The 20,241-nt window shown below is 33.1% G+C and carries 21 protein-coding genes; all 21 read left to right on the plus strand.

Annotated elements, in window-relative coordinates; translation table 11 throughout:
- The first annotated feature begins 18 nt into the window (after nt 1-18).
- A complete protein-coding gene (locus tag ABFG93_RS14135) occupies nt 19-369 on the plus strand; it encodes a helix-turn-helix domain-containing protein (RefSeq protein ID WP_347548666.1) in 351 nt (116 codons plus the stop codon).
- Nucleotides 370-387: 18 nt separating this feature from the next.
- Complete coding sequence (locus ABFG93_RS14140) at nt 388-1,128, plus strand: glycosyltransferase family 32 protein (protein WP_347552850.1); 741 nt, start codon at nt 388-390, stop codon at nt 1,126-1,128.
- Nucleotides 1,129-1,142: 14 nt separating this feature from the next.
- Nucleotides 1,143-1,772, plus strand: coding sequence for an acyltransferase (locus tag ABFG93_RS14145; RefSeq protein WP_347552851.1), 630 nt, complete (start codon nt 1,143-1,145; stop codon nt 1,770-1,772).
- A gap of 15 nt (nt 1,773-1,787) precedes the next feature.
- Nucleotides 1,788-2,990: a glycosyltransferase gene (locus ABFG93_RS14150; protein WP_347548667.1), complete on the plus strand. Its 1,203-nt coding sequence runs from the start codon at nt 1,788-1,790 to the stop codon at nt 2,988-2,990.
- A gap of 56 nt (nt 2,991-3,046) precedes the next feature.
- Nucleotides 3,047-4,078, plus strand: coding sequence for a glycosyltransferase family 2 protein (locus ABFG93_RS14155; protein ID WP_347548668.1), 1,032 nt, complete (start codon nt 3,047-3,049; stop codon nt 4,076-4,078).
- A 13-nt stretch (nt 4,079-4,091) separates the two neighbouring features.
- Nucleotides 4,092-5,258, plus strand: a complete 1,167-nt coding sequence (locus ABFG93_RS14160) for a polysaccharide pyruvyl transferase family protein (RefSeq protein WP_347548669.1) — start codon at nt 4,092-4,094, stop codon at nt 5,256-5,258.
- 3 nt (nt 5,259-5,261) lie between these two features.
- The gene (locus tag ABFG93_RS14165) at nt 5,262-6,461 is read left to right on the plus strand and encodes a glycosyltransferase (protein ID WP_347548670.1); all 1,200 of its coding nucleotides are present in this window, start codon (nt 5,262-5,264) and stop codon (nt 6,459-6,461) included.
- A 4-nt stretch (nt 6,462-6,465) separates the two neighbouring features.
- Nucleotides 6,466-7,659 (plus strand): glycosyltransferase, encoded by a 1,194-nt coding sequence (locus ABFG93_RS14170; RefSeq protein WP_347548671.1) that lies wholly within the window; start codon nt 6,466-6,468, stop codon nt 7,657-7,659.
- Between the two features lie 120 nt (nt 7,660-7,779).
- Nucleotides 7,780-8,046 (plus strand): acyltransferase, encoded by a 267-nt coding sequence (locus ABFG93_RS14175; protein ID WP_347548672.1) that lies wholly within the window; start codon nt 7,780-7,782, stop codon nt 8,044-8,046.
- Nucleotides 8,039-8,248: a hypothetical protein gene (locus tag ABFG93_RS14180; RefSeq protein ID WP_347548673.1), complete on the plus strand. Its 210-nt coding sequence runs from the start codon at nt 8,039-8,041 to the stop codon at nt 8,246-8,248. The genes ABFG93_RS14175 and ABFG93_RS14180 overlap by 8 nt, the downstream gene beginning before the upstream one ends.
- Nucleotides 8,249-8,272: 24 nt before the next feature.
- A complete protein-coding gene (locus ABFG93_RS14185) occupies nt 8,273-9,490 on the plus strand; it encodes a glycoside hydrolase family 88 protein (protein WP_347552852.1) in 1,218 nt (405 codons plus the stop codon).
- Between the two features lie 87 nt (nt 9,491-9,577).
- Entirely contained in the window at nt 9,578-12,004 is a 2,427-nt protein-coding gene (locus ABFG93_RS14190) for a right-handed parallel beta-helix repeat-containing protein (RefSeq protein WP_347548674.1), read from the plus strand.
- 85 nt (nt 12,005-12,089) lie between these two features.
- The gene (locus ABFG93_RS14195) at nt 12,090-13,649 is read left to right on the plus strand and encodes a lipopolysaccharide biosynthesis protein (protein ID WP_347548675.1); all 1,560 of its coding nucleotides are present in this window, start codon (nt 12,090-12,092) and stop codon (nt 13,647-13,649) included.
- Between the two features lie 366 nt (nt 13,650-14,015).
- On the plus strand, nt 14,016-14,324 hold the full coding sequence (locus tag ABFG93_RS14200) for a sugar transferase (RefSeq protein WP_347552853.1): 309 nt from the start codon (nt 14,016-14,018) through the stop codon (nt 14,322-14,324).
- A 132-nt stretch (nt 14,325-14,456) separates the two neighbouring features.
- On the plus strand, nt 14,457-14,591 hold the full coding sequence (locus ABFG93_RS14205; RefSeq protein ID WP_347548676.1) for a hypothetical protein: 135 nt from the start codon (nt 14,457-14,459) through the stop codon (nt 14,589-14,591).
- 65 nt (nt 14,592-14,656) lie between these two features.
- Nucleotides 14,657-15,025: a hypothetical protein gene (locus ABFG93_RS14210; RefSeq protein WP_347548677.1), complete on the plus strand. Its 369-nt coding sequence runs from the start codon at nt 14,657-14,659 to the stop codon at nt 15,023-15,025.
- 256 nt (nt 15,026-15,281) lie between these two features.
- Nucleotides 15,282-15,416: a transposase gene (locus ABFG93_RS23125; RefSeq protein ID WP_431522094.1), complete on the plus strand. Its 135-nt coding sequence runs from the start codon at nt 15,282-15,284 to the stop codon at nt 15,414-15,416.
- 238 nt (nt 15,417-15,654) lie between these two features.
- Nucleotides 15,655-17,583: an asparagine synthase-related protein gene (locus ABFG93_RS14220; RefSeq protein WP_347548679.1), complete on the plus strand. Its 1,929-nt coding sequence runs from the start codon at nt 15,655-15,657 to the stop codon at nt 17,581-17,583.
- 14 nt (nt 17,584-17,597) lie between these two features.
- Nucleotides 17,598-17,723 (plus strand): paeninodin family lasso peptide, encoded by a 126-nt coding sequence (locus tag ABFG93_RS14225; RefSeq protein ID WP_347548680.1) that lies wholly within the window; start codon nt 17,598-17,600, stop codon nt 17,721-17,723.
- A 195-nt stretch (nt 17,724-17,918) separates the two neighbouring features.
- Entirely contained in the window at nt 17,919-19,457 is a 1,539-nt protein-coding gene (gene istA / locus ABFG93_RS14230) for an IS21 family transposase (RefSeq protein WP_347548681.1), read from the plus strand.
- 2 nt (nt 19,458-19,459) lie between these two features.
- A complete protein-coding gene (gene istB / locus ABFG93_RS14235) occupies nt 19,460-20,233 on the plus strand; it encodes an IS21-like element helper ATPase IstB (RefSeq protein WP_347548682.1) in 774 nt (257 codons plus the stop codon).
- Nucleotides 20,234-20,241: the final 8 nt, after the last annotated feature.

Below are 20,241 nucleotides of genomic sequence, written 5' to 3' on the forward strand. Positions count from 1 at the left end.
AATGAAGAGGTATATTGCATGATAGGACAAAATATACTTAAAATTCGAAAAGCGAAAGGCCTTACATTGTCAGAACTTGCAGAAAGGGCAAAGGTTTCAAAATCATACCTTAGTAATATCGAAAGAAATCTAAAACAAAATCCTTCTATTCAAGTCATGGAAAAGCTGGCATTCGTCCTGGATGTAGAGCTAAATATGTTGCTTGAAGAAGATGGAAAAAAACATCATTTATCAGATCAAGAATGGGTTGATTTTGTAGATGAACTAAAGAAATCAGGATTACGTAAGGAACAGCTTCGGGAGTATAAAACGATACTGGAGTTTATTAAGTGGCGGAATGAATATATCTCAAGCGAAAATAGTAGATAAGAAATTAGTTTGAAAAGATTGGAGGGAATAAAGTTGATACCAAAAATCATTCACTATTGTTGGTTTGGAGGTGGGGAGAAACCTTCTATTATCAAAAAATGTATCGAGACATGGAAGAAACACTTACCTGATTACGAAATTATAGAATGGAATGAAGAGAATTTCAACTTGAATATAAACAATTATGTAATTGAGGCATACGAGTTAAAAAAATTTGCTTTTGTTAGTGATTTTGTAAGAGTTTATGCTCTATATCATTATGGGGGGATCTACTTAGATACTGACGTAGAAATCTATAAGAACTTTGACGATTTATTACACCATGATTCGTTTTGGGGTTTTGAGCAGGAAAATTATATAGCAACAAGCACAATTGGAAGCATGAAAAATAATCAATTAGTGGGGGAATTTTTGAATCTATATACAAATAAGAGCTTTGTAAAAGCAAATGGAAACTTTGATGATTTAACAAACGTAGCATTAGTTACTGATTTATTAGAGAAAAAGGGAGTAACTAGAAGTGGAGAATATCAAGAAATTGAAGATATAGGAGTATTTTATCCTCAAAAATTCTTTTCACCATTTGATTATATAAACTGTCGGAATTTTGCCTCTACCGAAACATATACCATGCATCACTTCTATAAAAGTTGGCTACCAAAAAGGATAAGACTAAAAGGTTTTTTGAAAAATAACATAGTAAAAGTTATTGGAGGAGATAATTTAGCAAGGATTAGAACCAAATTCATCAACGATTAAGGAGAATGCAAGTGATGAAAATATTGACTAAGATAGTTAAAACGCAATTGAATGAAAGCAGTCGTAGAGGTGTTTTCATTACTATCATAATGAATTGTTCATATTTAAGGGGTATAAGTAGAGCTTTATTCAACAAGATTCTGTTTAATAGTAATATAAAAGCTTCTATTTTTTTTCAACAGAAAGGTACTAAAATTGAAGTCTTCAATAAAGAAGCAAAAGTAGTAATAGAAAAGTTTGTATTTATGAGAAAGAATGTAAGTATTAGAATTGATTATGATGGAAAGTTAATGATTGGTGAAAAAACCTTCATAAATGACAACTGTGTAATTAATTGTATAAATTCAATATCCATAGGAAGAAATACAAAAATAGCTCCTAATGTGTGTATTAATGATCATGATCATAACTATAACGATTCAAGTAATGGTAGTAATCTCATAAAAGGTGAAGTAAAAATAGGGAATAATGTGTGGATAGGGGCAAATGTTGTGATCTTAAAAAATACTACTATCGGAGATAATTCAGTGATAGGTGCTGGTAGTGTTGTAAAAGGAGTTGTTCCACCTAACACGTTATTCATTAACAAACGTGAGCCTAAGTATATAAGTCATTCTCCAATTAAAAGCACTAAAAGTAGTTAATAAGGAGAATATATTATGAAGAAAAATATTTTGATCTCAGTATATAACATGGAAATTGGAGGTATTGAAAGAAGTTTAATCAACATGCTTAAAGTATTTGATTATGATAAGTTTAATGTTGATTTACTGATTTTTCATCATACTGGTGAATTTATGAATTTAATTCCGAGTAGTGTAAACACATTACCTCAAATAGATAAATATAGTGTGTTTAGGAAGTCAATTTTACAATGCTTTAAAGAAGGTCATTATTCACTATTATTTGTAAGGTTAGTAAGTAAATCTATAGCTTACACTAAATCAAAATTTTTAAACTTAGAAGAAGGTTCTGGTTACATTCAAATGCAACTTGCTACAAAATATTCTTCTTTTTTTGTTCCTTCACCATCCAAAAGTTATGACATTGCTATTAGCTACGCATGGCCACACGATATTATTGCAAGTAAAGTACGAGCCAATAAGAAAATTGCTTGGATTCATACTGATTATACTAAATTGGAAATCGATAATAAATTAGATTATAACGTTTGGAATAAGTTCGATCATATTGCCTCTATTTCTGAAGAGGTTACTAAATCATTTATTAAGATATATCCTGGATTGAAAGAGAAAGTATTTCTAGTAGAAAACATCATGTCTCCTTATTTAATAAATAAGATGGCAAGTGAGAGTATTGAATTTCCTGAAAGTAATGAAAATACATTCAAAATACTTTCCGTTGGTAGATTGTCTTATGTTAAAGGTTTTGACCTTGCCATTAGAGCACTTAATCACTTACAGAGTAAAGGGTATCAGAACATAAAATGGTATATCGTAGGATATGGTGGTTATGAGACTGAATTGAAAAGCTTAATTCAACAGTTTGGATTAGAAAAACATTTTATTCTTTTAGGAAAGAAAACAAATCCATATCCATATATAAAAGGGTGTGATTTATATGTACAACCATCAAGATACGAAGGGAAAGCCGTTACAGTTACAGAAGCGAAAATATTAGGAAAACCAATTCTGATTACAAACTATCCTACAAGCAAAAGTCAGATCCGAGATAGAATAGATGGAATTATTTGCGATTTAAGTTTTGAGGGAATTTCGCAAGCAATTGATATGTTAATAAAACAAGAACACTTGAGAAGTAATCTTATTAAAAGGAATACAGGACAAAATTATTCAAATACTAAGGAACTAGATAAACTTTATAGCGTTATAAGTAACTAACCCTTTTTTGTCTTTCAAAAGCAAAGAGGGATTTTTTTTTTAAGGGGTACTTAAATATGAGTACAAAGGTTAGTGTTATTGTTCCTGTTTATAATGCAGAAAAATATATTGCATATTGCATAGAGTCTCTACTTAACCAAACTCTTAAAGATTGTGAGTTTATTTTTATAAACGATGGTTCAACTGATAGCAGTAAGATAATAATTGAGGAGTATGAAAGAATAGACCCTAGAATTGTATTAATAAATCAACAAAATCAAGGTGTTAGTTCTGCTAGAAATGCAGGGTTACGTAAGGCAAGTGGGGAATACGTTGGTTTTGTAGATGCTGATGATCACGTAATGCCAGATATGTACGCCGTACACTATCAAGCAGCAAGGTCTAGCTATTGCGATATTGTAATATCAAATTTTCAAACTGATTCTAATCGACCAGAATCAGTTGAGAAGTACCCTTTCCCCATCAATACCAATTTTAAAAAAATATATATTGATATTGAGCTAACTTCCTATCTTCTTGCCTCAGATAAGTGTAATGCAGTTTGGAATAAATTGTATAGAAATGAAGTATTACAACAGAATAACATTCAATTTCCGCAGCATATATCACTGGGAGAAGATGGGGTTTTTAATTTGCTGTTTATGTGTTTTGCAGAATCTGCAAAATATATTGATTACACTGGTTATTGTTATAGAGAAGTAAAAGGAAGTGCTACTAGAAATATTATTGAGAAAGATTATTTTAAACCAGCTTCGGAGATGTATTCGTTGAATTATTTTAAAGAACTTTCTTTGAAACTAGGTGAAGATGAGGTTAATAGTTTGAAATCAATAAAGTTAATATATACAGTCATGTCCTATGTACATCTATATTTTACGCCTACAAAGGATGTTCCTTTTATCACAAGATATAAATATATAAAACAAATGATTAATCATAAGTATGTAAAAGAAGCACTAGAGCTACTACCGTTACATGCTATAAAGAGCATGGGGAGATATGAAAAAGCTCTACTATTTATGATAAAAAAAGAATTGGTTTTTGGTTTACTTTCCTTAGTCTCATATAGCAGGCATAGAAATCAATAGGAGGTCACTATTAGTGAAAATTTTAATGCTTTTTCATGGTGGTAGTTTAAATAGAGGTTGTGAAGCGATTGTAAGATCCTCTGTAGAGATGATAAAAGAAAGAATTCCTAACTCAAAGGTATTTCTTGTCTCTGATATGCCTGAAACAGATAATGTCATCACTAAACTAGATGGTATTTTTGATGGGAGAAACGATAGAATTAAAAAATATAGTTATGAATGGTTTTTCTCTTCTATAAAAGTAAAGGTATTCAATGATGAGTCATATGCTCTTGGGAAAATACACAATAATGTTATTAAACATATTAATGAAGCAGATGTCTGTTTATCCATTGGTGGAGATAATTATTGTTATGGTGAACAACCGGGGTGGTATGAAATTAATAAGAGAGTGAGGGCATCAGGGAAAAAATTAGTATTATGGGGGTGTTCGATCGGGGAAGAGGATATGTCTGATAGGAAATTAGAAGATTTAAAGTTATATGACCTTATTCTTGCTAGAGAAACCCTCACATATAATATGCTTGTTAATTTGGGACTGGAAAATGTTAAACTCTGTGCAGATCCTGCATTTACAATGGAAAGTGAAGAACTGCCTTTACCAGAAGGTTTTATTGAAGGTAATACAATAGGGTTAAATTATAGTCCTCTGGTTATGAAAAGAAATGCTAAATCCTATGGGGCTTTAAGTCAGCTGATCACTCACATACTTCGTTCAACTGATATGACCATTGCTCTTACCCCACACGTGATAGCAGAAGGTAATAACGATTATGAAGTTCTTTATCGGTTTTATAATGAATTTGAAAGTTCTGGTAGAGTCATTATATTACCTGATAATTTAACAGCACCTCAATATAAGGGGTATATTTCAAGAATGAGGTTTTTTATAGGCGCAAGGACGCATGCCACAATAGCAGCTTATTCAAGTTTTGTGCCTACAATGGTATTAGGTTATAGTGTCAAATCAAAAGGTATTGCTAAAGACATATTTGGAGAGGAAAAATTAGTAATGGGTATTAATGATATTTCTGATGTTAATAAAATAATCAGTTCTTTTGATGAATTGGTTAAGAGTGAGGAAGAAATGAAAACTACTCTAAATCGGTCAATTCCATCTATTAAACATATGTCCTATACATCAGTTAATCAATTAACAAACCTATTTTCAATGGTCTAGTCCATGAAAAAAAATCTATTGTTTGTAATTCCTGGTTTATCTGCTGGTGGGGGTGAAAAGAGTCTTGTGAATTTATTAGGACAGATTGACTATACAAAATATAATGTCGATTTATTCTTGTTTAACCACGATGGGATTTTCATGGAACACCTACCTGATAACGTAAGAATACTCCCTTTACCAGAAGCTTATGAGACCTTTAGTAAACCATTGCAAAAATCAATAATAACTTTCCTAATGAGAGGTGAGTTAAAGTCTGCGTTTAATCGTACAGCGTATTCGGTTGTAAACCGGTTATCCTCTAATCATTCAATTAGTGAACAAAGAAGTTGGAAATATTTATCGAAAACAATTGGGTTAATTGGGGGTAATTATGACGTAGCAATAGGTTTCTTGGAAAAGACTTCTACTTACTTTTGTGTAGATAACATTAAAGCAAACAAGAAGATTGGATGGGTCCATATTGATTATAATAAAATGGGTATGAATAAGAAGATGGATGAGATATATTTCAATAATCTCCAATCTATAGTCACTGTTTCTGAAGAGTGTGCAAATATATTAAAAAAAACATTTCCTGAACAAAAGAGTAAAGTAGGCGTAATCTATAACATTGTATCTCCTATGTTTATTAATAGTATGGCTAATCAAAAAAAAGAAAATGTTTTCCCAGAAGCGAGTGGTGAAACCGTCATCTTATCAATAGGTAGACTTCATTATCAAAAGGGCTTCGATCTAGCTATTAAAGCATGCAAGGTGCTTATCGATAAGGGATACAATGTTAAGTGGTACATTATAGGTGAAGGTTCTGAAAGGAATTCATTAGAGCGACTAATAAAACAAAACAATTTAGAGAAACACTTTATTCTATTAGGCCTTAAATCCAACCCTTATCCGTACATTGAGCAAGCAGACATATATGCTCAAACTTCTTTATTCGAAGGTAAAGCTATTGCAATTGATGAAGCCAAAATTCTCGCCAAACCAATCCTGGTAACTAACTTTAGTACAGCAAGCGATCAAATTAATAACGAAGAAAATGGATTAATTGTTGATATTAATGCAGGTTGTGTAGCAAACGGATTAGAAAAAATGATGAATAATAGAGACCTTGTTCAATCATACTCTACAAACTTAAAACAACAGCACCTTGGTACAGAGAGTGAAATAGAAAAGTTATATAATCTGATTAATAATGGGTGATCAAATGAAAAAAGATGTTTTGTTCATCATGAATAATTTGAATTGTGGAGGGGCTGAAAAAGCGCTGCTTTCTTTATTGGAAACTATAGATTACTCTCGGTATAATGTTGATTTATTTTTGTTTAAACATGAGGGGATTTTTCTAAAAAAACTACCAGAGCAGGTGAATTTGCTCTCAGAACCAACAGCATATAAGTTTTTTGATATGCCAATAAAAGCAGCAGTTACAGGTTGCTTAAAAGAACAGAGATATAAGGTAGGGTTCTGGAGACTGTTTACTGGGTATTTATTTAAGACAGAAAAAAACAGTGCTAAATGCGAACAAAGAGCTTGGAGGTATTTATCAAAAGTTATAGAGGATATTAATAAGTCATACGATACTGCGATAGGGTATCTTGAAAAAAACCCAGTTTATTTCTGCATAGATAAGGTAAAGGCAATTAGAAAAATTGGATGGATTCATACAGATTACAACAAACTTGGTATGACCGCTAGCTATGATAAACCATACTTTGCAAAATTAGACAACATAGTTACAGTGTCTGAAGAGCTTGTTAAGCTACTTAAGGGAATTTTTCCTGAATGTGAAAAGAAAATAAGCTGTATATATAACATTGTTTCTCCGGAGATAATTAGAAAACTTTCTTTAGAAAATATAGAAAATGATATCTATGATGAAAAAAGTATAAAACTCATTTCTGTAGGAAGGCTAGCGAGTGAAAAAGGATTGGATATTACTTTGGAGGCCATAAACCTATTGATAAAAAAAGGATTAAATATTAAATGGTATTTAATGGGTGCAGGGAATATGGAGTCTGATTTGAAAAGAATGGTTTCTGAAAAAAAAATAGGAGATAAAGTGATATTTTTAGGATTGAAAGAAAATCCTTATCCCTATATTAGACATGCTGATATTTATATCCAATCATCGAAATTTGAGGGTAAGTCAATTTCAATTGATGAAGCAAAAATACTTGGCAAGCCTATTATTATTACTAATTTTAGAACGGCAAAAAATCATATTTGCGATAATGTAAATGGGCTAATTGCTGAAATGGATCCTGTATCTGTGGCTAACAAAATTGAGTTGTTAATTAATACTAGTCATCTTAAAAACAAATTCACTAAAAAGCTTTTCTCAGAGGAGAATGGAACTGAAGCAGAAATTACCAAATTTTATAATTTGATAGAAAAATAAGGATTATATTTTTGTGGAGGTAAAAATGCTAAACAGAGTAAAATAATCACTTTTGATAAGACTTGGATTATTGTCAGTTGAAGACTTAACGTTAGAAGCTTGTATAAAAAAGGAATGAGAATGGGGAAGAATTGTCATGGTCTTGCGGGATGTACAATTGATTATGCTCATTGTTGGCTAATCGAGATAGGTGATAATGTAACTTTTGCTCCTCAAGCTTACCTGCTTGCACATGATGCAAGTACTAAAAGATACTTAGATTATACAAAAATAGCTAAAATCAAAATAGGAAATAATGTATTTATAGGTGCTAGGGCGTTAATTATGCCAGAAGTATCCATTGGAAAAAATACGATCGTGGCAGGCAGCTGGAAGTGTGGTGACTAAATTAGTACCAGAGGGAGTCATTGTTGGAGGGAATCTAGCTAGAATTTTAAGCTATACAGATCAATATATAAAGAAGCACAAAGCTAAAATGTTCGAATCCCATGTTTATGAAAGGGAATGGACGATACCAGGAGATATCACATTAGAAATGTCTAGATTAATGGCGGACGAGTTAAATAATGAAGTTGGTTATGTTAAATAAAGCTATAAGGAAAGGAAATCAACAATAGTGTTCCAATATATTAGTTATCTATTAATTTTGATAGTATTTCTTGTAGCTTTACTAGATGTAATTCCATTAATATTTGATTGGTTTTCAAGAGTTAGGATTGGAAGGTATAAAGATTTTCAAAAATGGAATGAGTGTGTTACACAAAAGAGTATTAAATGGTTATCTAAAACACCTAAAATAAAAGTAACGGATAACACAAGATTGGTGATCATTGATCGATTGAAGGGGAACTATACAAAGTCTTCCATTCAGCATTGGCAAGAAGGAACATTAATACTTGGTTTAATGGAGAATTATAAAATTTCTAAGGACGATAAAATTAAAAAAGCTATTTTACAATATATGAATGTTAAATTTAATAGCGATGGTCAATGGAGAGAGTCTCCTACACATGTTGACAGTGCAATTTTGGCCTATGCTATTATGAAAATTGATTTTATAGATACTGATAAATATAAACAAGCTTTAGAGTACGTGTGGAATATGATTCAGGAGCACATTGGTAAAGATGGTACTGTTAAATATCGGAAATCAATGGATGAATATAGGTACGTAGATACTATTGGATTTATTTGTCCATTTTTAATCGCATTTGGTGTTCGTTATAAAGAAGAAAAGTGTATTGATTTGGCTGTGAAGCAAATACAAGAATTCAATAAATATGGAATGTTAAATAAGTATTTTATACCTTGTCACGCCTATCATATTAAAAGTAAGGTTCCTCTAGGTCTTTATGGCTGGGGAAGAGGACTGGGGTGGTATGCAATAGGTCTTATCGATTCGTGGAATGAATTGCCAAATAATAATAAATACAAAGCAATTCTTAGAACCAATGTTATTAGTTTCACAAGTAGTGCTATTGCTTTTCAACAGGGAAATGGTAGCTGGAACTGGACAGTAAGCAGAAATGAAAGTAGACCAGATTCATCTGTCACTGCTGTGTTAGCATGGTTTATGATCAATGCTGCTAGCATAGAGGGATTAACGGATAAATGTATCGCTAGTGAAAAATTGGCAACCTCATATCTAATGAGTGTTACTAGACGATCTGGTGCTATTGATTTTTCACAGGGAGATACGAAAGATATAGGAATGTATTCCAGGTTGTTTAATATACTGCCATTTACTCAGGGATTTTCACTTAGAGTGATTAATAAACACATTAGTAGTGAATGCACTCTGAACATTAATCACTATAAGGAGTTTTTTTAAAAAGGGTGATAAATTATTTTCCTCTATACTTTACCTATACCATCTCAAAAGATAATCATACATTAGTAAAAAGAGAGGTGGTATAGATTGGATATTAAAGGAATAAAAGCATACCTTGGAGATTTATTAGATATAGATCTTACATCTAACCCTCCAACCAATAACGATTTACTAATGTACAATAGCACTACTTCAACATGGCTCCCTTCAAAGATTAATCTTTCAGGACAAGAGAATAGTAGTGTTTCTTATCGAATTGAATTAGATAGATGGGATATTAAAAACGATGGGACAAACCCTTTAGAAACTACTAATGGAATTAATAATGCAATAAATTGGGCTAAAGAAAACCAGTATGATCATGTAATTTTGCCTGAAGGTTACTATAAACTTAGGATGAATAGCTCATCCTACTCGTGTATTGTGGTACCGAGTAATATTCATTTCGAAATGTCTGAAAATAGTAGCTTAGAGCTTGAAACAAATTCATCACCATTCTATCGAGTAATAGATTTAACTGGTGTGAAAAATGTAAAATTATCTGGTGGTAAAATAACAGGAGATAAAAAATCACATGTCTATGAACTTGGTATTAAATTCTATAGAGGTGGAGTAAATAGCGACGGTTCTTTAAATAATAATCCTAATTTTATTCGAAGCGAAATTATAGATCGATATAACGATCCTGGTCTATTAAGAGCTTATCGTTTATGGAGTATCCCTGGTATAGCAACTGGTAGTTATAGTTTTTATCAATATCAAGGCACCGTATCTAGCAGCACGTTAAAGGGGGTGAGGAATAATGGAGGGTTTGCACCTGCGAATCCCTCAGGTAGAGGTTGGTTTGGTACAATAGAAGAGGTAAATAAAATGGTTTTTGTCATTGATATTTCATCTTCTAACATAACCGATGCCGAAATATCTGCAATCAGAGCAAAAGTGGACAGTCAAAGTTACACTCATGAGTTTGGGCATGGTATCGAGATCAATGGTTGTACAAACATTGAAGTAACAAATATTGAAATAAGTGATTGCACAGGTGATGCTATTTATACAGGATGGCTTGAATATAAGCTTGACCCAAGTGAATACACTCAGGAACAGATAGGATCGAGAATTTTTATCCATAATTCCAACTTGCATCATTGTAGAAGACAAGGAGTTTCTTTAGGCGCTCCAAATGATGTATACGTTTATAATAACAAAATACATCATATTGGTTACGCTGATGATGGAGTTACGGTCGATGGAACTTCACCAATGTTCGGCATAGATATCGAGTCACAATGGTCTGAAAGTAACATACCGACTTGGAGGCCAGAATTGGACCAAGAAGGTTTTGAAATAAACACTAGAATTTATATATTTAATAATTATATATTTAATAATGCTAGAGGACACTTTGTAAACGCAGATGGAATAAATGTTGTTTTAGAAAGTAACACTTTTGAAGGTTATAATGTTGGGGGGATTAGTTCTTTCCAAAATAATTGGTATATCAAATATATTAACAATACTTTTATTCATTGTGAACTAACTGTTAAAGGTGATAATTTTGTTAATGGTGCATTCTGTTATAAAGGTAATGTGAAGCTACAAGATATTAGGGGAGCCCATATATCTAACTGTTCAATAAAAGAAGGATTATTTTATGGCTCTAGTAATTATGGATATTTTGGAACCCCCATTTCAGTTGAAGTCGGAACTGGGACTTATAAATATAATACACCTCATGGAATGGGGAATGGGGCCAAAATATGTTTTGAGGAATGGGAGAACAGTAAAGTTCCCTCAGGCATTAATAAAAACAAGCTTTACTACACGATTAATGTTACACCAACAAGTTTTCAAGTGTCTGAAACAAAAGGTGGAACATCTGTATCGATAACTGATATAGGAATAGGAGAATACAATATAAGCAGATATGACTATGGAAGATGTTTTATATCTAATATTGTTGTGGAAAGAGATTGGAGAAATGATACTTCATTAACTCCAAATTTTGCTTTAGTCCTTACAGGCGCCGTAATAGAGAACGTCACCGTTAAAAACTATGAATGTAATATTCAAGCTCCTAAAAGTTATGCTGGAAGACCATCATCCGTGAGTAGTTTAGTTGTAATTGAAGGTGGAGTTAATTTGGAAGCTTGTAATATTACCAATAGTAAGTTTATCAGGGCAAAGACTGGTATTTTGGGAGGCGATATCAATATAAATAGTTACAATAATACTCGAAGAGTAAACGCTAATAACCTGCTTTTTAGTAATGTAGGGATTATTATTGGAAATACAGTTTTAATGAACAGTAAACTTATCGATTCCTATGTTCAAAAAAACTTGTTTGCAGAAAATTTGTTTTCAAAAATAATAAACTGCTATTTTGAAAATTCCAGACTTGATTTGCAATATTTAGCTTTGGAAAAAGGTATGGTTATAGCAAATTGCGTATTTGAAAGCACGACATTTAACGTAAATAATAATACTGTTATGTATGACAATATAGATATTAGTTGAACTTTCAATAATTCCAAAATAATAGCCCTATTACAGATCATCTGTGATAGGGCTATTAATAATTTAGTGATAAGAGGAGACCACAATGAGAGTAAAATATTCAATGCTCAACGTTTTGGCGGGATTGGGAAATCAATTAGTGGTCACTGCTCTCAGTTTTATATCAAGAACAGTATTTATCAGTGCTCTTGGAGTGGAGTATCTAGGAATTAATGCGTTATTTACAAATATTTTGCTAATGTTAACACTTGCAGAGGCTGGTATTGGAGCGAGTATAGTCTACAGTTTATATAAGCCAGTTGCAGAAGAAGACCACGAAAAAATAAATGTCCTAATGAAATTATATAAAAAAGCTTATCTTGTAATTGCAATTATCGTATTGATATTAGGATTATCAATTTTTCCGTTTCTTGGATACATTGTGAAGGATACAAGTGTCGATAACATTAATTTAATATATTTTATTTTCCTTATTAACACAGTTCTCCCTTACCTTTATTTACATAAAAATTCATTTTTAAGTGTTTGCCAAAAGAATTACATCGTAACTGGTCTTTATTCTATTTCGCAAATTGTTTCGATAGGCATCAAAATTGCAATTTTGTATTATACTCAAAACTATATACTTTACTTAATTATTGATATTGGTGTTACCCTCTTGACTACCTTAGTGTTGGTAATTATTGTAAACAGAATGTATCCATTCCTAAGAGACAAAGTAACTTCATCATTAGATATAGAAACTAGAAAGACAATCACCAAAAATATTAAAGCAATTATTCTGCAGAACATTGGTGCCTTTATAATATTAAGTTCAGATAATATCTTGATAGCAACATTTGTTAGTGTAACAGCTGTAGGTATCTATTCAAATTATAAAATGCTTATTGAAATTTGCAAAACATTCACTAATCAAATTTTTTCAAATCTTTATCATAGTGTAGGAAATTTAGTAGCTAAAGAAAGTATTAATAAAATCTATGGTATTTTTAATTCAATTTGGTTACTCAGCTTCTGGTTGCACTCTTTTTTTTCTATTACTTTGTTGATAGTACTTGAACCATTTATTGTTTTGTGGATTGGAAAAGAATTTTTAATGAATGAAGGCGTAGTTTTACTTCTATTAATTCTTTTCTTTGAAAGGGGAATGAGGAATCCAGTTACTACTATTAAAACAACCTCGGGTATTTTTCATAAAGATCGTTATGTACCACTTTGTCAGGCAGTATTGAATCTAGGAATTTCAATTATATTAGTACAATATATAGGTATATCCGGGGTATTTATCGGAACATTACTAAGTACATTGGTTTTACCATTTTGGTTCACTCCTTTAATAGTTTACAGAAAGGTTTTTAAATTACCAGTGAGAATCTATTTTCAGAAATACTTATATTATTTTGGACTAGTAACAGGCACATACTTTATTACTGATTTTATTTGTAAATTTATTAATACAGTTTCCATATTGGAACTAGTTTTAAAGTTTCTAGTTTGCATTGTTGTACCTAATCTAATATTTATAGTGATATTTTATAAAACGGATGAATTTAAGCATCTATATGGAGTAGCAAAACCTTTGTTAATCACGTTACTGATGAAAATCAGAGGTGGTTTAACAATAAAATCAACTGTAAAAGAATAGGACAAAATATGATAGGAACTGGTTACCGCAATATATATTGAAATTCCAAAAAAAAATATGTTATGTTCTTGTTAAAGAACTAATGTTGTTGAAAACTACTAATTAAAAATGAAGTGCGATTGTGGGCATTCATTATAATGACTAAAAAATAAATAAAGAACTTCATCTAAAAAAGATGGGATATGGATATTCGGGGGATTAACTGGCAGATTATATCAAAATTTGGAATAAGAAAAATGTATTTTTAAGATGATATGCATCACACCTGAGCAAATTGGGGAGAGACTGCTATACTACGATTATAACAAGGGGCTGGTAATAACTGCTGACGCTATCATTGACAACCGTGAAGAGTTATTTGGAAAAATGCAAATAGACTTCGATACATTAATCTTTTATGAACATAAGAGATTCGTGTCTAGCAGATTCTTCAGGGGGATCTCTTGCCAGAGTGAAAGAATAACGAAAATTGGAAAGGTTATTAGGAAATTAAGTTTTGATGAACTCCCTAAACTTTTTAATATTTTAAAAGGTGAAATGAGCTTTATTGGACCAAGACCATTACTAATTAAGTATCTTCCTTATTATACGGAACTAGAAGTGAAGAGACATAATGTTAGACCGGAATCGCACAAGTATCAGGAAGGAATAAACTTAATTAGGATGAAAGGTTAGCGTTATATGTGTATTATGTTGAAAATCATAGTTTGAAATTAGATTTTAAAATTTTACTTAAAACTTTTTGGAGGCTCTACACCAACAAAAGTGGTTTAAGCCTTAAGACACGAAAAAAGCAGAATCCCCTTTATGGTAAAAGTAACCAAACCAAAGAAAGAAGAATTCTGCTTGTACCGCCAGTTTATCATTGATTTGATTGATCTTCCAGACTTTGAACTGAAACAAAAAGTTCCAATCATAAGTACGATAAGCGGAGAATATTGAAGCATATTTCCGTAAATGTTCCTGTCTATTATCAGGAATGCAGCCGATGCACAGCAGTTTGGAGTTTGAAATGGCGTGGTATTCCATTTCGTGGTCATACAACGGATCAATTTAAAGAAACAGATGTTTTTCTCTCTCTTTATACGTATACGTCGATTCGTTACGTTTCCATAACTCATAAAATCGCCTACACTTCTCTTGAACGGTGGAATTATGAATACGCTGAGCACAGAGTCAATGAGATGCAAGAAAATCGCAGCTCACCAAAAACCGTTTGTTTAGATGATTTTGCCCTTCATAAAGGACACCGTTTCGCCATTTCTCTAGCTGATCATAAAACGGGTGACGTATGCCAGGTGAGCAAGGGATGTAGCCGAAAAACATCACAAAAGCGCTTAAACATTGGCCATGCGCGGAACCAGACATCGCTGTAACAGAGACAGAGACCTCACCTCAATCGAAGAGACGAAAGGTGACAAGGTGCCTCATCACTGGTTCAAACAATCTTTCGTTCAAAGACCTCCTTCAGTTAGAGAATTGGCTTGCCCAATACGAAGATCTGGAAAGCTTTATCATGCGCTTTAAGGAATTCGTCGCGTTTACAGCATCAGAAATACGGAATAGATCACGACAACGGTCGATCAGTGGATCGACCGTTATCTTTTTTCAACATACAAACCGCGCCATGCGATTGCCGAAATCATTCAAAAATGGAAAGAACTTATTGCGAATGGCATCCGATATGACGTTTCTAACGGGAAAATTGAATGGATCAACAATAAAATCAAGATGATGAAACGTCGGGCAGTCGGTTACCGGACATGACTCACTTTAAACGAAGTTAGAAACAGCTTTTTGACACTCATATTCATTTAAACCACTTTTTGTTTGAAGAGACAAATAATTCAAAAAACATTCATACATAGAAAAATACCTTGTGTTTTTAATTTAAATGTAGTATTGTTCTTTATATAGAACGTCATTAGATTTTATTAAGGTTTTTGAATTTTTAAAAAAGGCAGTACTATTAATGATTTGAAATCTAGAATCGAGGAGACATTTAATGAGTGCTATCACAGGGATCTATCATATTAATAAAGAGCCAATCTCATTAGACATAGTTAATAATGTAATGGGCTCTCTAAAAGAGTTTCCTTGCGATGATTCCCAGTTTTGGCTCAAGGGAAATGTATTCCTGGGATGTCATGCTCAATGGATTACACCAGAATCAATAAATGAGCAGCAACCATTTTATGATTATGAAAAACAATTGGTCATTACGTCGGACGCCATTATTGATAATAGAAGTGAACTGTTTGATATATTGCAAATAGATCATGTAGATAGAAAAACAATGACTGACAATCAATTAATTTTACTAGCTTATATAAAATGGGGTGAAGATACCCCGAAATTCTTGATTGGTGATTTTGCATTTATGATCTGGGATGAAAGGAAGCAGGAGCTTTTTGGGGCAAGAGATTTTTCAGGCAGTAGAACACTCTACTATTATTACAGTGATCAAAAGTTCGCTTTTTGTTCAATTAATAAACCATTATTTCAATTACCTTTTATCGAGCATAAATTAAGAGAAGAATGGATGGCTGATTTTCTTAGTATTCCGTGGAATTTCGAATCCATTGATACCACTTCTACTGTATTTGAGAATATAAATCAACTGCCTCCTTCTCATAGTATTTCTTTAATAAAGGGTGAATTAAAGCTTACAAGATACAATACTTTACTAGAAGGTGAAAAACTAAAATTAAATTCAAATGAAGAATACGAGGAAGCTTTAAAGGAAGTTTTCGAACGTGCAGTTACATCAAGACTTCGTACACATCGTAAAGTAGGTGCACACCTTAGTGGGGGGCTGGATTCTGGTTCAGTTGTAGGGATTGCTGCAAACTCGCTAAAACGAGAAAACAAACAATTACATACGTTTAGCTATATACCAGCGAAAGATTTTGTTGATTGGACCCCTAAAAATAGATTAGCTGATGAAAGACCATTAATAAAGGCTACTGTCGATCATGTAGGCAACATTCAAGATAACTATCTAGACTTTGAAGGGAAAACGCCTCTCACTGATATAGATGATTGGCTAGAAGTATTGGAGATGCCGTATAAGTTCTTTGAGAATACTTTTTGGTTAAAGGGGATTTTTGAAGAAGCACACTCGCAAAACATAGGCGTTCTGTTAAATGGACAAAGAGGTAATTGGACTATTTCTTGGGGGCCTGTGCTGGATTACCAGGCTGGTTTATTAAGGAAAATGCAACTGTTGAGACTTTATAATGAAATAAATCTTTACAGTAAAAATATAGGTGTTAGTAAATCTCGCATATTCTCCATTGTTAGAAGGAAAATATTTTCGATGTCTTCCTTGAAGAAACAACCAAGTCAAATTCTACAGATGATTAATCCTGAATTTGAACATAAGTTAAATTCATTTGAGAAACTAAGGGATTATGGAATTGATTTAACTGGGAATTCAAAGGATAGTGTTTACGATATTAAAAAGAAACAATTTCAAGATTTATTTTATTGGAATATTACAGGTACTTATGGATCAAAATTATCGCTACGTTATTCTTTATGGGGTCGTGATCCTACAAATGATTTGAGAGTTGCGAGGTTTTGCTTATCAGTTCCAGAAGAACAATTTGTTAATGGTGGATTATCTAGGTCGCTTATCAGGAGGTCAATGAAAAATATCTTGCCAGATGAAGTGAGACTGAATGAACGTTCAAGAGGGATTCAAGGTGCAGACGGTCTACATCGCATGATGCCGGTTTGGGGAAAGTTCATTGAGGAATTAGAAAACATGTGTAGGGATTCTCTTGTGACGGAATATCTGAATATTAAAATCATTAAACAAGCAATAGAATCCTTGAAGTATAAACCTAAGCCGTCATACGTTTATGAAATGAATTTTCGAATATTAATGCGCAGTCTCATTTTTTATCGATTTGTTAAAAAATACAACTGAAAGGAGGTGGAATAATGAAAAGAGCATGGATGAAACCTGAGCTAGAAGTACTTAAGGTTGAAATGACAATGGCCGGACCTGGTCTTAAAACTCCAGATGCAGTACAGCCTGATGTTGATGAAACAATCCATTATAGTTAAATACTTATTTAGCCTCGGCCCTTATAACTTAATATAAGGGCTTTTGTAAACGATAAACTAGATTCAACAGTTTTTCACAATTAAAACTAAACAGAATTTCACAAATAAGATTAAACAGTTATTCCAAATTAGCCCCTCCCTTCAATATACTAGAGTTAGTTTATTGAAAGTGAGGATCCAGGAGTGGAACGTTATATGTCTTATGTTGAAATTCACCAATTATACTCGCAAGGTTTTTCAAAAAGTAAAATAGCTAGGAAGTTAGGAATATCTAGAAATAGGGTGATTGATTATTTGAAAATGAGTCCAGATGATTTTGAGGAGTTTATAACTTCGTTAAAGATGAGGGGGAAGAAATTAGATCCATATCAAATACATATCATGGAATGGTTGAAAGAGCATCCTGATTTAACATCAGCTCAGATTTATGACTGGCTGGAGGAAAAACTAAAAGTAAAGGATGTGAGTGAGAATACAGTAAGAAATTATGTAAATGAATTGCGTGACAAGTATTACATTCCAAAAGTAAAGGCTCATCGCACTTACAGTGCGATACCAGAAGTGCCGAGGGGTCTACAAGCTCAGGTTGATTTCGGTCAAACAATTGTGGAAGATGCTGAAAGGAAAAAGCATCGCTTATACTTCATCGCATTCATTTTATCGCATTCGAGATACAAATATGTAGAATGGCTAGATCGGCCGTTCCGAACCACCGATGTCATCCACACACACGAGAAAGCGTTCCAGTATTTCGGTGGGATGCCCCAGGAGATGGTTTATGACCAGGATGCCCTTTTGGCAATTAACGAAAATGCCGGTGACTTAATTATGACTGCAGAATTCACGAAGTACTACCAGGCAAGACAATTCAGAATTTATTTGTGCAGAAAGAGTGATCCAGAATCAAAAGGGAAAGTCGAACAAGTTGTGAAATTCGTGAAGAACAATTTCAGCAACCATCGAACTTATAACAATATTGAGGATTGGAATGCTTCCTGCCTAGCCTGGCTGAAACGCACCGGGAACTATAAAATTCATCACAATATAAAAAAGAGACCAGTCGAGGTGCACGCCCTGGAAAAGCCGCACTTACGCCAAGTCTCAAATACCTATTATCTTTTCGATAATGTTCATAGCCCAAGTATAACAAGAAGCATTCAAAAGGACAATATCATTCGATATGGCGGTAACCGTTATAGTGTACCGAAAGGTACCTATCGGTACGGAGCAGCAAACACGGCTTACGTCATGGAAAAAGAAGGATTCCTATATATTCGATTAAAAGAAGCTGGAAAAGTTATCGCGAAGCATGAAATAACAGACAAAAAAGGAGAAACCATAACCGCCCCTGAACATCGAAATAAGAATACTTCAAAAAGAGATTTACTTATATATGAAATCGAGGATTTCTTTACGGACAAGACTTCTATCAAGTGGTTTATGGGAGTATTAAAAGAACGTTATCCTCGTCACCTAGTTGATCAACTGAAAGTGATCCAATCTTCCATCAAGAACTATCCAAATGAGGTGGAAGAGGCTCTTGTAAAGATAAAACAAATGAATATGACAAGCGCAAATGACTTTCGTGATGTAGTCAAATCGTTAGCGATAGAAAAAGAGAGATTGGTTCTGACCTCCCCACAAGATGTGCAGACAAATGAAAAGTATCAAGCGATCGTTGCACCAGAACGATCAGCGGATATCTATCTCGAAGTGTTGTCAGGAGGTAAGTGAAAATGAACCAGGTATATGACCATCTACAGGAAAAGTGTCGAACCCTCCGTCTCGCAGAGACGGGAAAGAAGCTACCGGAAATTCTGAGAAAAGCAGAAGCTAAAAATTGGACGTACCACGAACTCATTCATGAAGTATTAAGTTATGAAATTCGTTGCAGGGAACAAAAAAACATGGAAAAGATGATGAAGTGGGCGGATTTCCCGGAGAATTTATCCTTCGAAACATATGACCTGAAGGAACAGAATGCCATCGGAGAAAAGCAACTCCATGTGTTACAGGAACTTCATTGGATAGATGAACACTTCACTTTAATTATGATGGGTCCAACTGGAGCTGGTAAGACACACTTATCTGTCGCATTAGGAATACATGCCGTGGAGAATGGATATCAAGTATCCTTCACTTCAATGAGCCAGCTGATGTACATTCTGAAGACAAGAGACTATATCAGCAAATCCAAAACTAGATATAAACGCATTGTATCTTCGGATCTCATTATTATAGATGATGTGATGTATATGACATATGAAGCTCAGGAAGCTCATCTATTTTTTCAGTTTATATACGACTTATATGATAAAGCAGCTTTTATACTGACTTCTAATAAAGGTCCTGGAGAGTGGGGGAAATTCCTTGGTGATCCCACTCTCACCACGGCCATTCTAGATAGGTTATTACACCGGAGTGAGATTCTTACATTTGATAAGGAGGCAGATAGTATAAGGATGAAATATCGGAAAGCAATTTTTGATGCATCACCTGTTGAATCTTAATTGTGGAA

Origin of the sequence: Pseudalkalibacillus hwajinpoensis (assembly GCF_039851965.1) — a bacterium.
Taxonomy (GTDB): Bacteria; Bacillota; Bacilli; order Bacillales; family Guptibacillaceae; genus Guptibacillus; species Guptibacillus hwajinpoensis_E.